Here is a 15,327-nt window from a genome sequence, read left to right on the forward strand (position 1 = left end):
ACAAAGAATATTGAAAATTGATTTTTGACTTTACTTTAGAAGTTTTTCGATGTAATCTATGATTTTTGTTCTGTCTGTAGCGTAATCAAACCATTTTGTGTTTTCATTTCGTTTAAACCAGGTTAATTGTCTTTTGGAAAATCTTCGTGTGTTTTTTTTGATTTCTTCTATGGCAAAAGGCAAGGAAAATTCTTCGTCAAAATAACTAAATAATTCTCTATATCCGACCGTTTGAAGCGCATTTAACGATTTGTTGGGATATAACGACTTTGCCTCTTCAAGTAAACCCTGACTCATCATGATGTCTACACGTTGGTTAATTCTGTCGTAAATAACCTGTCTTTCGGCATCTAAACCAATCAGGATGGGAGTGAAGTCCCGGTTATTTTTCTTTTGATTTAAAAATGAAGAATAGGGTTTTCCGGTTCCTAAACAAACTTCTGTAAAACGCATCATTCGCTGTGGGTTCAGTAAAGTCTGCGGATTCTCTAATGTGATTTTTTGATAATAATCAGGATCTGATTTTTTTAACTGTTCCTGTAAATAATTGATTCCAAGTTTCTCGTAATTCGAATTTACTTCAGAACGTACTGCAGGATCAATTTCAGGAAATTCATCAAAACCTTTTAAAACGGCATCTACATACAGTCCGGAACCCCCAATTAAAATGACAAAATTACTTTTCTGAAAAAGTTCTTCTATCTTGATAAGGGCTTCTTTTTCGTAATCACCCACAGTGTAATTTTCGAATATCGATTTATTCTGAATAAAGTGATGTTGGGCCGATTGTAATTCTTCTTCATTCGGAACGGCCGTGCCAATGGTCATTTCTTTAAAAAACTGACGACTGTCACAAGATACAATTTCACATTTGAAATGTTGTGCCAAAGCAATACTTAAGGATGTTTTTCCTATGGCTGTTGGCCCTACAATGGTAATTAAATATTTCATATTTTTTAGCGCGGATGGAAACGAAAATCCGAGAGTTATTTTGGTAATTCGGTTCCGCATTCATAGCAATATTTCGCGTTGTCAAAGTGTACTTGTGAATTACATTTCCGACATGCCTTTTTTGTACTAACGGTATTATTTTTCAAGCTGTTTTTGGCAAATTCTGCCGTTACAATTCCTGTGGGAACCGCAATAATTCCGTATCCCATAATCATCACTAACGATGCTAAAAACTGACCTAAAGGCGTTGCCGGCGATATATCTCCGTAACCTACTGTAGTAAGGGTTACTATCGACCAGTAAATACCAACAGGAATACTGGTGAAGCCGCTTTCTTTGCCTTCAACTACATACATTAATGCACCGATAATTACTGCACTTATCACAACAAAATAGATAAAAACGAGAATTTTTTCTTTACTGGCTTCAAGTGCTTCTTTTAACTGGAAGGACTGATGGGAAATTTGCGGAATGTGCAGGATTTTGAACAATCTGAAAAAACGTAAAACCCTTACGATGGTCAGAATATTGGTTGCAGGAAAAAAAATGGACATATACATAGGCAGTATAGCCAGTAAATCGATAATCCCGTAGAAACTAAAAACGTATTTCAGCGGTTTTTGAATGGAAAGAATACGCAAAAGATATTCAATTGTAAAGAATATGGTTATGATCCATTCGCAGATTAGTAATTGTGAATGGTATTTGTGATTTATTCCTTCGACAGTATCAAGCATGACCAGAATAACGCTTAGTAGAATTAATCCCAGAAGCACTAAATCGAACATACGACCCAAAATCGTGTTAGTTCCGTAGAGAATGATTTTTATTTTTTCCCTGAAAATCTCGTATTTTGATTTGTTTTTTGTCATCCCTACGAAGATACGTAAAGTTTGTAAGTATTAAAAATGAAGAATTTTCAAAGATTTGCTTTTACGCATATAGCTCTGAATGATATTTTTGACATCACGATTGTTTTGCATCGGAATGAGAATATTTTTCAGGATTTCAATATTGGTAATCTGATAATTTAAATCATAATAGGCATATCCTTTATAGACTCCGTTCTCGATTAAGACGGCACTTCTTTCATTTATATTTCGCCCTCTGTCGAGCAGAATCATGCTTTTATTGTCGAAGCTGTTTTCTGAGATGAATTGCTGGACCCTTACATTGTATACTTCAGGAGTTATTTCACCAATACAGGCCCCGTCACATTCTTTTATTTTATATTGAAAACACTCTTTTTTAGCCGCATACAATCCAGTGAGTTTCTGGCATAAGTTATATGTAGCAGTATGTTTGAAAAGGGCATTTTTACCTTCCTGTAAACTTGCGAAAGAGGTGATTTCTTTTTTACGTCCATCTGCTTTTCCCAGTTTTAGATTCAAATATCCATTACTGTCTTTTTCAGCATATAGCGCATACGGGAATATTGTTTTTCGCTGTGAACGATTGTATCTCGGTCTGTTGATTTTTACTTCTTCGCTCTCTTTGAGCAGTGCAATCAATTCGCTTCCGGTTTCATCGTACGTTATGGTAAAAACTTCCGCCTGTATTTTTTTGCTTTTTGTTGTAATTCCGGTAAAATGCTGATTAACTCGTTTTTTGATATTTTGGCTTTTGCCGATATAAATTAAAGTCCCACTTTGGTTGTGAATATAATAAACACCGGTTTTTGCAGGCATTTGTGATAAAAGATCGAGAAATTTCGGAGCAATTCCTTTTTCAACTTCCAGTTTTATGAAATCTTTTACAATGGTTTTTTCCAAATCTTTTTCCAAAAGCATTTTGAACAATTTGGTCGTTGCCATAGCGTCACCACTGGCGCGATGTCTGTCTGCCATAGGGATTCCGAGTGCACGCACTAATTTTCCTAAACTGTAAGAAGGCTGTTCCGGAATTAATTTCTTGGCCAGCTCAACAGTACAAAGCGTTCGGGCTTCAAAATCATAGCCTAAGCGTCTGAATTCAGTACGTAAGATCCGGTAATCAAAAGAAGCGTTGTGTGCTACGATAATACAATCGGAAGTGATTTCTATGATTCTTTTGGCTACCTCAAAAAATTTTGGAGCAGAACGGAGCATAGCATTATTTATCCCGGTTAATTTCACCACGAATGGCTGAATCGGAATTTCGGGATTGACAAGGCTAATGAACTGGTCAATTACTTCATGTCCATCAAATTTATAAATGGCGATTTCGGTAATTCCTTCTTCATTAAACTGGCCTCCGGTCGTTTCTATGTCTAGTATTGCGTACAAATTAAGTGTTCAGTCTCAGTTTTTAGTATTCAGTTTTCTGTAGAGGCGCACTGCAGTGCGTCTTACGATATGTGGTTTTGAAAATTATCTCCCTCCAAAAATGCTGCTTCCAATTCGAACCATGGTGCTTCCGCATTCAATAGCAAGCTGATAGTCACCGGACATTCCCATGGAAATAGTAGAGACACCTTGCAGTGCGCCTTTACCGTATTCATCACTATTTTTTAATGAATCAAAAATAGACTTTAAATGTGTAAATTCTTTTTTAATCTGGTTTTGGTTTTCGGTAAATGTTGCCATTCCCATTAATCCTAAGATACGAATATTTTTCATCTCTTTGAATTCTGGCGAAGATAAAAGTAAATTCAGTTCGTTTTGATCAAGACCAAATTTAGTTTCTTCTTCAGCAATGTGTATTTGGAGCAGGCAATCTATTACTCTGTTGTTTTTTAATGCCTGTTTATCGATTTCCTGTAATAATTTCAGGCTGTCAACCCCATGAATCAGATTTACAAACGGAGCCATAAATTTGACTTTATTTGTTTGAACGTGTCCGATCATATGCCATTGGATATCTTTCGGCATTTGTTCCCACTTATCGGCCATTTCCTGGATTTTGTTTTCTCCAAAAATACGCTGGCCCGTTTCATAAGCTTCCATTAAATCAGCTACGGGCTTTGTTTTGGAAACGGCAACTAAAGTTACATTTTCCGGCAAAGAAGCTTTTATGGAATCTAAATTTGATGCGATTGACATGTTGTTTTCTTTTATGAAAGGATAAATTGCTTAGAAATTTTCTCTGCTTTTTTACTTTCGCTGTAATCGTAAAAACCTTCTCCGGATTTCACACCCAGTTTTCCTGCACGTACCATATTTACCAATAAAGGGCAAGGCGCATATTTAGGATTTTTGAAACCTTCATACATGACATTCAAAATAGCCAGGCAAACATCAAGGCCTATAAAATCAGCTAATTGCAGCGGTCCCATTGGGTGTCCCATTCCTAATTTCATTACCGTGTCAATTTCGTAAACACCGGCCACTTTATTGTATAACGTTTCAATGGCCTCGTTTAGCATAGGCATCAGAATTCTGTTGGCCACAAAACCCGGATAATCGTTTACTTCAACTGGAGTTTTACCTAATTTTTCAGATAAATCCATGATGATTTTTGTTACTTCATCGCTGGTATTATAGCCGCGGATGATTTCTACCAATTTCATAATCGGCACCGGATTCATAAAATGCATTCCGATAACTCTTTCAGGATGTGCCACTATAGCTCCGATTTGTGTAATGGAAATAGAAGAAGTATTCGTTGCTAAAATAGTATTGTGTGAGCAGGCTTCATTTAATTGTTTGAAGATGTTCAGTTTTAATTCCACATTTTCAGTGGCTGCTTCCACTACTAAATCAGCACCAACTACACCGTCTTTTATATCCGTGTAGGTAATAATATTGGTAATTGTTTTGGCCACCTCTTCGGCAGAAATAGTTCCTTTTGCCAACATTCGGTCCAGATTGGCAGCAATAGTCGCCATTCCTTTATCTAATGATTTTTCTGAAACGTCAATTAGTTTTACAACAAAACCACTTTGTGCAAAAGTATGGGCAATTCCGTTCCCCATTGTTCCTGCACCGATTACAGCTATAGTTTTCATTTAATTTTGGTATTTAAATTTTAAAAGTTAAGGTTTAAAGCGGGTTTTGGGCCAACTTTAAACCTTAAAAAATAAGAGTTATATTTTGTGTTATTTTTCGAAACAATCTATAATCTGATACGCTACACGTAAAGCATCTGTAGCCTGTTCCAGTGTTACAACCGGTGTAGTATCAGTACTAATTGCGTTTGCAAATGATTCCAATTCATCTAAAATAGCATTATTTTGCTCCATATCAGGATTCGTGAAATAGATTTGTTTTTTAACGCCTTCGGCATTTTGCAGGATCATATCAAAATCTCCCGGAACTTCAGGAGCATCTTTCATGCGTACTACTTCACATTTTTTCTCTAAGAAATCAACGGAAATGTAGGCATCTCTTTGGAAGAAACGGGTTTTACGCATGTTTTTCATCGAAATTCTGCTTGCTGTTAAATTCGCTACGCATCCATTTTCGAATTCAATTCTGGCATTCGCAATATCCGGGGTTTCACTAATTACAGAAACACCGCTCGCATTAATGTTTTTGACTTTTGAATTTACAACACTTAAAATCGCATCGATATCGTGAATCATTAAATCTAAAACTACCGGAACGTCAGTACCACGCGGATTAAATTCAGCCAGACGATGTGTTTCTATAAACATTGGATTTTCGATCATATTTTTGGTCGCAATAAAAGCCGGATTAAAGCGCTCCACATGACCTACCTGGCCTTTTACGTTGTATTCTTTTGCTAAAGCAATAATTTCTTCTGCTTCATCAACCGTATTGGCAATAGGTTTTTCTATAAAAATATGTTTTCCGGATTTGATCGCCACTTTTGCACATTTATAATGTGAAAGCGTAGGCGTTACAATATCGATTACATCAACAGCGTGAATTAATTTTGCGATTGTGCTGAAGTTTTTATAGCCAAATTCTTTTGAAATTCTTTCGGCATTTTCCTGATTTTCGTCGTAAAATCCAACTAATTCATATTTGTCAGATTGTTGTAATAAACGTAAATGTATTTTACCAAGATGACCAGCACCTAAAACTCCCACTTTTAACATGATAATGTATTTTAAACAAAAATATAATTTATTTGTTGAAAGTAAAAGTTAATGCATTAAAGATTTAGCGATTTAATAATTAAAAATCAATATTTGATTTACTATTAAGTTTATTAATTTTACCGAAATAAAATAAATCAATTTTGAAAGATACTGCCAAACATCAAGGACTTCGTAATCAATTAGTAAGCACTTTAGAACAAAAAGGGATTACTGACAGAGCTGTTCTCGATGCGATAAAAAAAATCCCGAGACACCTTTTTCTAAACTCCAGTTTTGAAGATTATGCTTATCAGGATAAGGCATTTCCTATCGGGGCCGGACAAACTATTTCGCAACCTTATACCGTAGCTTTTCAGTCACAGTTGTTAGAAGTTAAAAAAGACCATAAAATTCTTGAAATTGGTACCGGTTCCGGATATCAGACAGCAGTTTTGTTTATGCTTGGAGCCAAAGTCTACAGTGTTGAAAGACAAAACGAATTGTTTAAGGCGACTTCAAATTTATTCCCGAAATTAAATATTCGTCCCAAACATCTTTCTTTTGGAGATGGATATAAAGGATTACCAAATCATGCTCCTTTTGACAGTATTATTGTTACGGCAGGGGCTCCCTTTATCCCACAGCCTCTTATGGCTCAGTTAAAAATAGGAGGTAGACTTGTGATTCCGTTGGGGGAGCAAGTTCAGATCATGACTTTGCTGATACGTAAAAACGAAACCCAATTTGAAAAACACGAGTTTGGAGAGTTCCGATTTGTTCCTTTATTAGAAGATAAAAATTAGATTGTATAAACACAAAATTCACTAATTTACTGAAGTAAGTTAGTGAATTTTTGATTTATTGGGCGATAATACCAATGTATCTTTCCAGGTTCTCTTTTTCTATCTGAGCAATAAAAAGTAAAAAATCTTCTTTATTGTTTTTGGTTTGCGCTGTTTCTAAACTTTGGTAATATTGCATTCGGCTGTCATAATCGCCTTTTATATTGGCAATGATATAACCTTTTTGTAATAAAATTAAATTCATAACCAAACGGGAAGTTCGCCCATTTCCATCGATGAAAGGATGAATAGTAACAAGACGTTCATGCATTTCAGCTGCCAGAATAACAGGATGCAATTTGTTTTTATTGATTTCGTACCAAATAAAATAATCTTCCATTGCTTTGCTGACCATATAGGGTTGTGGCGGCATATGGGAGCTTCCCTTTATCATAACCTGAACCTTTCTGTAGCGACCTGCGTCTTCCGGGATGATACCCCGAAGAATTAAATTATGAATGGACAAAAGATCACGCTCGTTTAAGGAAACATTTCTCTGCATCAAATCCTTAATAAACCCAATGGCTTCCTGATGATTAATCGCTTCTAGATGTTCCCGCATGCTTTTGCCGGAGATAGTTAAACCTTCATTGATGACCATATCCGTTTCACGCAAAGTCATTGTATTTCCTTCAATTCGATTGCTTTCAAATGTATACTCTAATTCAAGAGCCTGAGTAATTCTGTAACTGTCAAATTGACGATAATTATCTAGTTTTGCTTTTAAAAGATCTATCTCTTTTAAAAGATTTTCCAAAGTGGCAGAGATTTTTAATTTTGAAACCGTTCTGTTGTATTTAATTTCCTGCTCGGCTACCATTAAAGCTTTTAAGGCAAACTCATCATCGCCAATTTCATAAAGAATCTTTTCCTTTAGCCAGGCAATCATCAAAGTTTCATAATCGATTTCTAAAAGTTGGGAAAGTTTTGAAATCTGGCCTTTTGTCGGTTTTCTTGTTCCTGATTCAAATTTGCTTATTAATGCCTGATCAATGCCAAGAATTTGTGCCACTTCACGAGTTTTTAAGCCTTTTTGCTCTCTTGCATTTTTAAGAAGTGTTTTCATTTTTCGAACTTGTTTTATTTTGTCTTGACAAATTTAGTCATTTTTATTGGATAAAAAAAAATAACATCAAAAAGACATTACTTTTTTTAAACTAATAATTTTGGTTGGGAAAGAAAGAAAATGTTTTAATTATAAGCTTTCTTAATTCGGTCCAGATCACGTTTAGTATCCTGTTCTTTAAGGGATTCGCGTTTATCGTAGTTTTTCTTCCCTTTGCAAAGGCCGATTTGTAGTTTGGCCAGCCCTTTTTCATTGGTGAATAATTTCAAAGGAACAATCGTCAATCCTTTTGCCTGAACATTTTTATGAAGTGTTTTTAATTCCTTTTTGTTTAAAAGTAATTTTCTTTCGCTTCTGGATTTATGGTTGAATTGATTTCCAAAGGTATATTCTTCTATGTAGGTATTGATAGCAAAAAGTTCTATGCCGCTGAATTCACAAAAACTTTCGGTAATATTTGCTTTTCCCAGACGTATAGATTTGATTTCGGTTCCGGATAAAACAATTCCGGCAGTATAGGTATCGATTATTTCGTAATCGAAACGCGCTCTTTTATTAAGTATATTGACTGATTTTAACATAGATGCAAAGGTAAAATAAAAATGAAAAACTTTGAGGAAATTAAAGATAATAATATTTTTTTTAATCTATGATTTTAATCAGTTTCAGAGAAAAACCTTACGATTAAGTTTGTTCTGTAATTTAAAATAAACTTTATCATGAAAAAAATTGTAGCACTGATTAGTATCGCGTTAATTGGTTTAACAGCAAAAGCACAGGAAGTAAATCAGGGATTAAAAGGAGCGTGGTTTGCCACTTCTCAATTTGGTTACCAGCAAACAAAAACAGCAGATGTAAAAAATACCAGTTTATCGGTATTGCCAATTGTGGGGACATTTGTTACGCCTTCTGTTGCTGTAGGAGCAGGTTTCGGTTATATTAACATAAAAGCAGATTCGGACAAAGGAACTGCCGCAAAAACTGATTTGATAGTAATTGAACCATTGGCAAGAAAATATTGGAATGTTGCAGGTTCACTGTATTTCTTCGGTCAGCTGGCAGCACCGGTTATTACAGGAAAAGAAAAACAAAGTGACTTAAAGGTTACACAGTATGGTTTATCATTATCCGGAGGATTCGATTATTTTGTGACTAAAAATTTCTCTGTAGAATTCTCTTATGACCTGGCTAATTTCACTTCAACAACCCTGGATCCAAAAACGGGAGAGAAAACCACAGTAACCAATTTTGGATTAGCGCACGTTGCCAGTGTTGATCCGTTTTATAATAGCGCTTTGGGTGGAAGCAGACCTAACCTGACATCACCCCTTTCTTTTGGATTTAAATTTATATTCTAATTGTTAATGGATGATATTGGTTCCAATTTGCTAATTTTGTAAAAAAAGAAAGACCGTACTTTTTTAGAGTACGGTCTTTTTAGTATTATTTAAAAATATAAGATGGAAAATCAGTCTAAAGATCCTTTGCATGGAATTACTCTAAAAGCTATAGTCGAAAAATTAGCAGATCACTATGGTTTTGATACTTTGGCAGAATTGATTCCAGTAAAATGTTTTACTTCAAATCCGAGTATCAAATCGAGTCTTACTTTTTTAAGAAAAACAGATTGGGCACGAAAAAGAGTAGAAGATTTATATATAAAATCAATCCCTAAGTTCAGGAGTTAATTTAACTTATAAGAAAGCATCACGCCTCCGCGATAAGGAAGCCATTCACCACTTTTGTTCCAGTTTTGAGCTTTTTCATATCTGCCAGGAGTTCCGTCATTGTAGTAACCATGATAAAAGCCCTGATGCCAGCCGCCTCCGGCAAAAATATCCAGTAGGAATTTATCATTCAGTTTGATGTTGTATCCAACCGTAACTCCCATTCGGTATCCAAAACCGTGTTCGTATTTATTGGTTTCAAAATAATTCCATTTTTGAAGTTCATAAATGTCCGGCCCTATATGTGCACCAACATAGAATCCATTGTATTTTTCTTTAAAATGATAACGAACTTCAGGAGTCAGGGTGTAAAATTTCATTGGGTTATGCCCGTCAAAGGAATCCCAAAAAGAAGCCATAACATCAACACTAAAGGTCGTTTTTTCGCCAATACTGGTTTCAATACCTATATTGGGTATAAGAACCACAGCGGTAGCTGCATTAAATTTCAGGTACGTCTGACTTTGTGACTGAATTGATAAGAAAAGAACAAACAGAATTAGGGCTTTTTTCATAAAGTGATTTTTCAGGAGTAAAATAAGCTTCAATTACTTATTTCGCGTGCAAATATAACGCAATACCATAGCAGACTGTTGTGTAAAAAATAATTTTAACAGGTTTTATTCACTGGATATTTTTTGTAATACGTTATTTGTCTAGTAATGAATAAATTACTTTGTCCAGAAATACACCTTCATAAAACTCTGCTTCTTTCAGATGCGCTTCTTTAACAAAACCACATTTTTGCAAAACCTTTTCTGAAGCAAAATTCTCAGGATCAATAACAGCTTCAATGGAATGTAGCTTTAAATCATCAAAGCCGTAACGGATTAATCTGTTTACAGCCTCGGGAATTATTCCTTTTCCATGAAATTCAGGTAACAGCATATAACCGATTTCAGCACGGTAATTTTCAGGCTGCATTCTGTAGTAGCCAATTATCCCAAGTAATTTCGGGTCATCTTTTAATGTAATTCCCCAGTTTATTCCAACATTTGTCACAATTTTTTCTTCAATCATTGCAATATGTTCAAGTGCATCTTCAGTCGTTTTTACTAAAGGTCTCGGAATATATTTCATTGTTTCGGGGTTCGAGCGCAATTCGAAAATTTCGTTCATATCATCATTAGTAATTCTTTTTAAAAGTAAACGTTCCGTCTCAATGATTGGGAATGGTGTAAAATTAAATTCTAACATGTTTTTTATTGTAAAATTTGGATACTGAATTTTGAATGGAATGTTTGATTTGCTTCTAAGATCACGATTCCCTCTTTTTGGAACAAATCACCGGAGTTTTCGGCTGTATCAGAATAACCAAACCAGGGTTCAATACAGACAAACGGAGCCTGCTCTTTGGTCCAGATCCCTAAGCTCGGAAAATCTTCAAAATTAACTTTTACATAAGGGGTGTTGTTTTCAAGAATGGTAATAGAATTAGATGCCAGTGTTTTAAATACCAAAGCATCATTTTCGAATAACTTATACCTTAAAGGAACGACATGAGCTGTCTTTTCAAGTACCTCAGTCTGGTTGGAGATTAAATCATTTTCAAGAAGATTATACTTTAGAACTTCCTGTTTTTCAAACTGAAACGAATACTTTTCAAAATCACCCGGTAAAGAAATTGCAGGATGCGCACCTATGGAGAACGGAAGAAGATGATTCCCTTTATTGATTACTTTATAACCAATAGTCAGTTCTTTTTCTTCTAAAGTATAAATAAGCTGTAATTCAAACTCAAAAGGATATTTTTGAAGGGTCTCGCTGCTTGATTGTAACGAAAAGGTAGCACTGTTCTCTGTTTTTGCAATTAATTCAAATTCCATATCACGCGCAAAACCATGTCTTGGCAGCTGATATTCTTTGCCACTAATAGTATAGGTATTGTTTTTTAAGGTTCCTACAATAGGAAAAAGCACCGGAGAGTGTTTACCCCAAAAAGCAGGATTGCCTTCCCAGATATATTCTTTATTCTGATGATCTGTTATTGAAAATAATTCGGCTCCGGCCTGTTTTATCGAAGCTTTTAGGTTTGAATTTGAGATGGTTGTATTCAAAATAGTAAAATTGAAATGAGTTACTTTTAATTAAATGTAAATATATTTTATAAAATTTAGTTTTTTCGGGAAAAGACGGAAATTATTTTTTTAATAAAATTTTGCTAAAATTAAATATAAGCTTTGGTTTTTCTCTGTATATAGCTTTTTTTTTCATTAATTTGCTACATAAACAGCTAAAAAATATGAAAAAGCATTCCTCGAAAGCCTTATTGACCATGGCTTTATTTGTTGGGATTTCTTCTGTTTGGGCGCAACAAACGCCAGCTACAACAGCAGCAAATCCAGTTAATAACTACAATTACCATGATGCATTTGCACCGCATTTTTATACCAAAAATGGTACACCAACCCGTTCTGCAAGCGGTCAGCCGGGCGTTGAGTACTGGCAAAACAGAGCAGATTATCAATTAACGGTAAAATTAAACGGTACTACGAATGAACTTGTAGGTACAGATGAGATTACTTATACGAATAACAGTCCAGATAAACTGTCTTTTCTTTGGCTGAATTTAGATCAGAATTTATTCAAAGAAGATTCAAGAGGAAACGCTGTTGTACCTTTAACAGGAAGCCGTAATGGTGCCCAGGGACAAGTTTTTGACGGTGGAAATAAAATTAAATCGGTAAAAGTAATTTCCACAGGAAAGGATAAAACGGAGACTGTTGCAAAATATATCGTTACAGATACCAGAATGCAAATTTTCCTTCCTAAAGAACTGGCTTCAAAAGGAGGAGCTGTAAAAATTAAAATTGAATATTCATTCATTGCTCCTTTTGAAGGATCAGACCGAATGGGGGTTTTGGAAACTAAAAACGGTAAAATTTTCACCATCGCACAATGGTACCCGCGTATGTGTGTGTACGATGACGTAAGAGGGTGGAACACGGCGCCTTATTTAGGAGCTTCTGAGTTTTATCTGGAGTACGGTGATTTTGATGTAAAAATTACAGCACCTGCCAATCATTATGTAGTAGCATCCGGAGCATTGTTAAATGGTGATGCAGTACTTTCTGCAGCGCAATTGAAACGTTACAAAGAAGCAGAACAAAGTGATAAAACAGTTATAATTCGTTCTGCTGAAGAAGTTGCTGCCACTGCAAATGCAAATGCAACCGCTGAAAAAACATGGCACTATCAAATTAAAAATGCACGTGATTTCTCCTGGGCATCTTCTGCGGCTTTTATCCTGGACGGTGCGAAAATAAACTTGCCAAGCGGTAAAAAATCATTGGCGTTATCAGCTTATCCTGTAGAAAGTGCCGGGAATGATGCTTACGGACGTTCAACAGAATATGTAAAATCTTCAATTGAACATTATTCTAAAAGATGGTTTGAATATCCTTATCCGGCGGCTACAAACGTAGCAGGAAATGAAGGAGGAATGGAATATCCCGGAATTGTTTTCTGTGGATGGAAATCTAAAGGAGATGATTTATGGGGAGTTACAGATCACGAGTTCGGACATATTTGGTTTCCTATGATTGTAGGATCAAATGAGCGTTTATTTGCCTGGATGGACGAAGGATTCAATACCTTTATCAACTCTGTAAGCTCTGTTGATTTTAACAACGGGGAATACAAACAAAAAGCTTCCGATCTGCATGAGGATGCAGAAGGCTTAACGAGTCCTACACTGGAAACGATCATGAGTTCCCCGGATAATATGAAGGAAGCGAATATTGGTACTTTATGTTATTTCAAGCCAAGTGCCGGTTTAACGATTTTAAGAGAACAAGTTCTTGGAGAAGAACGTTTCGATAAAGCATTGCGTACATATGTAGAGCGCTGGGCTTTTAAACATCCGACTCCTGATGACTTTTTCAGAACAATTGAAAATGTGGCCGGTGAAGATCTAAGCTGGTTCTGGAGAAGCTGGTTCGTAAACAACTGGCGTTTTGATCAGGGTGTTAATTCCGTTAAATATGTAAAAAATGATCCTGCGAAGGGAGCTGTAATTACAGTCGAAAATTTTGATAAAATGCCAATGCCAATTGTTTTGGATGTGAAAACAAAAAGCGGAAAAGTAACGAGAGTTAAGTTACCGGTTGAGATCTGGCAACGTAATAACAACTGGTCATTTAAACATAATTCTACCGAAGAAATCGAAAGTATAACGCTGGATCCTGACCATGCTTTTCCGGATTATAACGAAAGTAACAATGTCTGGACAGCAGGAAAAGGTTTACTGGAGAAAGATATTATCCTGGACGGATATATTGGAACTTATTCCACGGCAAAAGCGCCTTTGAAAATTGAATTCACAGAAAAAAACAGTGTTCTGAATGTAGAAATAACAAACTTCCCTAAGTTTTCTGTTGAATCGGTTGCAAACGAAAAAGATACTTTTCAATCCAAACGAGCTGGTCTGAAATTTAAATTTAATGAAGCCAAAACGGGTTTTGATATGATTGTTTTAGGAAATGGTCAGGTAATTCCGTTTACTAAGAATTAAGTTGTAAATTACAAATAGTTAAAACCCGGTAGTGACTTTGTTGCTATCGGTTTTTTTGTTTAAGTTTTCAAGTCTCAGTCTTCAGTCACAGTTTTCAGTCTCAGTCTTCAGTTTACAGTTTTGGCCCGCACAATCCTTTCAAACTTTCAGACCAGCAAATAAACTCAGCACCTTAGCACCTTAGCACCTTCAAAAAAAAATAACATTACCATAAAAAAATGTTAGAATTTTATTTTTTTGTTTTGTGAATAAAAAAATAGTGTACTTTTGCCTCGATGAATAAAATAAGTTTACATATAACTTCTTTGTCACGGACAAACTCACCTGGTACTTCTCCCGAAGTACGGATGCTATCTCTATAGTATTCACTGAGTTTTTCGCCGCGTATTTATTTATATTCATTTTCTATTTTGAAATCACATCATTTGTCCATTGGACAAACATATCCTGAAAGCATATATTATTTTAATTCATCTCATAATCAACTTTTTGATTTAGAGGGTGTTACTTTTGTTTTGCGTAACTTTATTGGATTTGTTTTTAGATTTCAAACGAAACAATGCGTTTTAATTTTTAACTCTAACTTCAACTATTGAAATGAAGATCTCTATTGTTGTAACTCAGGAAGAACACTTTAAGTATGCGCAGGAAATTTGCGATACAATAGAATCATCGGCTTTGCTAAGAGGCACGGGGATTGCTAAAAGAACTCCCGAATACATTCAGAAAAAAATGTCTAGTGGTGATGCGATGATTGCTCTGGCAGATGGAAAATTTGCAGGTTTTTGTTATATCGAAAGCTGGCAGCACGGAAAATTCGTAGCACACTCCGGGTTAATTGTACATCCCGATTACAGAAGTTTGGGTTTAGCCAAAAAGATAAAATCAAAAGTTTTTGATTATTCCTTACAAAGATATCCTGATGCCAAAATATTTGGGATCACTACCGGTTTGGCAGTAATGAAAATCAACTCTGATTTAGGCTATAAACCGGTTCCTTTCTCTGAACTTACCACTGACCCAAGTTTTTGGTCGGGCTGTAAAACCTGTACCAATTATGAAATACTGAAAAGCAAAGAAAACAAAATGTGTCTTTGCACCGGAATGCTGTACGATCCGAAAGAAAAACAAAAAGATCCGCCAAGACATCCTTTCAATGAGGCCGTTCTGAACCGGTTAAGAAAGATAAAACAAGCCTTATTCTTAAATAAAATTCTGTCTTTTATTTTATTGCCTTAAGAATATCCGAAAAAAGAAATCTCAAA

Annotated in this window: 16 protein-coding genes; 5 read left to right on the plus strand and 11 right to left on the minus strand. The window is 35.4% G+C overall.

Annotation, left to right across the window (positions count from 1 at the left end):
* Nucleotides 1-30: 30 nt before the first annotated feature.
* The 6 genes from miaA to LPB89_RS05385 all read right to left on the minus strand — a co-directional run bounded on the left by miaA (nt 31) and on the right by LPB89_RS05385 (nt 5,932).
* Nucleotides 31-951 carry a tRNA (adenosine(37)-N6)-dimethylallyltransferase MiaA gene (miaA, locus tag LPB89_RS05360; RefSeq protein ID WP_230700709.1) on the minus strand — a complete coding sequence of 307 codons (921 nt, stop codon included), beginning with the start codon at nt 949-951 and terminating at the stop codon, nt 31-33.
* Between the two features lie 35 nt (nt 952-986).
* On the minus strand, nt 987-1,823 hold the full coding sequence (locus LPB89_RS05365) for an ion transporter (RefSeq protein WP_230700711.1): 837 nt from the start codon (nt 1,821-1,823) through the stop codon (nt 987-989).
* A 30-nt stretch (nt 1,824-1,853) separates the two neighbouring features.
* On the minus strand, nt 1,854-3,215 hold the full coding sequence (locus tag LPB89_RS05370) for an exonuclease domain-containing protein (protein ID WP_230700712.1): 1,362 nt from the start codon (nt 3,213-3,215) through the stop codon (nt 1,854-1,856).
* Between the two features lie 84 nt (nt 3,216-3,299).
* Nucleotides 3,300-3,971 carry a YggS family pyridoxal phosphate-dependent enzyme gene (locus LPB89_RS05375; protein ID WP_230700714.1) on the minus strand — a complete coding sequence of 224 codons (672 nt, stop codon included), beginning with the start codon at nt 3,969-3,971 and terminating at the stop codon, nt 3,300-3,302.
* A gap of 11 nt (nt 3,972-3,982) precedes the next feature.
* Nucleotides 3,983-4,876, minus strand: a complete 894-nt coding sequence (locus LPB89_RS05380) for a 3-hydroxyacyl-CoA dehydrogenase family protein (RefSeq protein ID WP_230700716.1) — start codon at nt 4,874-4,876, stop codon at nt 3,983-3,985.
* 90 nt (nt 4,877-4,966) lie between these two features.
* The gene (locus tag LPB89_RS05385; RefSeq protein WP_230700718.1) at nt 4,967-5,932 is read right to left on the minus strand and encodes a Gfo/Idh/MocA family protein; all 966 of its coding nucleotides are present in this window, start codon (nt 5,930-5,932) and stop codon (nt 4,967-4,969) included.
* Nucleotides 5,933-6,075: 143 nt separating this feature from the next.
* On the opposite strand from LPB89_RS05385, the gene LPB89_RS05390 reads away from it, so the two are divergent.
* On the plus strand, nt 6,076-6,717 hold the full coding sequence (locus tag LPB89_RS05390) for a protein-L-isoaspartate(D-aspartate) O-methyltransferase (RefSeq protein ID WP_230700719.1): 642 nt from the start codon (nt 6,076-6,078) through the stop codon (nt 6,715-6,717).
* Between the two features lie 55 nt (nt 6,718-6,772).
* Here LPB89_RS05390 and LPB89_RS05395 read toward each other — a convergent pair whose 3' ends face one another.
* Complete coding sequence (locus tag LPB89_RS05395; RefSeq protein WP_230700721.1) at nt 6,773-7,822, minus strand: Fic family protein; 1,050 nt, start codon at nt 7,820-7,822, stop codon at nt 6,773-6,775.
* A gap of 125 nt (nt 7,823-7,947) precedes the next feature.
* Complete coding sequence (gene smpB / locus LPB89_RS05400) at nt 7,948-8,403, minus strand: SsrA-binding protein SmpB (RefSeq protein WP_047776350.1); 456 nt, start codon at nt 8,401-8,403, stop codon at nt 7,948-7,950.
* Between the two features lie 138 nt (nt 8,404-8,541).
* On the opposite strand from smpB, the gene LPB89_RS05405 reads away from it, so the two are divergent.
* Together LPB89_RS05405 and LPB89_RS05410 are read left to right on the plus strand one after the other, a co-directional pair.
* Nucleotides 8,542-9,180: a porin family protein gene (locus LPB89_RS05405; RefSeq protein WP_230700722.1), complete on the plus strand. Its 639-nt coding sequence runs from the start codon at nt 8,542-8,544 to the stop codon at nt 9,178-9,180.
* 102 nt (nt 9,181-9,282) lie between these two features.
* Nucleotides 9,283-9,510, plus strand: a complete 228-nt coding sequence (locus LPB89_RS05410; RefSeq protein ID WP_230700724.1) for a VF530 family DNA-binding protein — start codon at nt 9,283-9,285, stop codon at nt 9,508-9,510.
* Here the strand turns inward: LPB89_RS05410 and LPB89_RS05415 are convergent.
* The 3 genes from LPB89_RS05415 to LPB89_RS05425 form a co-directional block, all read right to left on the minus strand.
* Nucleotides 9,507-10,064 carry a DUF3575 domain-containing protein gene (locus LPB89_RS05415; RefSeq protein WP_230700725.1) on the minus strand — a complete coding sequence of 186 codons (558 nt, stop codon included), beginning with the start codon at nt 10,062-10,064 and terminating at the stop codon, nt 9,507-9,509. The two genes, LPB89_RS05410 and LPB89_RS05415, sit on opposite strands and share 4 nt — an antisense overlap.
* Nucleotides 10,065-10,197: 133 nt before the next feature.
* The gene (locus LPB89_RS05420) at nt 10,198-10,746 is read right to left on the minus strand and encodes a GNAT family N-acetyltransferase (protein ID WP_230700726.1); all 549 of its coding nucleotides are present in this window, start codon (nt 10,744-10,746) and stop codon (nt 10,198-10,200) included.
* Between the two features lie 5 nt (nt 10,747-10,751).
* The gene (locus LPB89_RS05425) at nt 10,752-11,606 is read right to left on the minus strand and encodes an aldose 1-epimerase family protein (protein WP_230700728.1); all 855 of its coding nucleotides are present in this window, start codon (nt 11,604-11,606) and stop codon (nt 10,752-10,754) included.
* 185 nt (nt 11,607-11,791) lie between these two features.
* Between LPB89_RS05425 and LPB89_RS05430 the strand changes: the two genes are divergently transcribed.
* Complete coding sequence (locus LPB89_RS05430) at nt 11,792-14,062, plus strand: M1 family metallopeptidase (protein WP_230700729.1); 2,271 nt, start codon at nt 11,792-11,794, stop codon at nt 14,060-14,062.
* A gap of 597 nt (nt 14,063-14,659) precedes the next feature.
* Nucleotides 14,660-15,301 carry a GNAT family N-acetyltransferase gene (locus LPB89_RS05435; protein ID WP_230700731.1) on the plus strand — a complete coding sequence of 214 codons (642 nt, stop codon included), beginning with the start codon at nt 14,660-14,662 and terminating at the stop codon, nt 15,299-15,301.
* The last annotated feature ends 26 nt before the right edge of the window (nt 15,302-15,327 follow it).

Origin of the sequence: Flavobacterium sp. ENC (assembly GCF_020991415.1) — a bacterium.
GTDB lineage: Bacteria > Bacteroidota > Bacteroidia > Flavobacteriales > Flavobacteriaceae > Flavobacterium.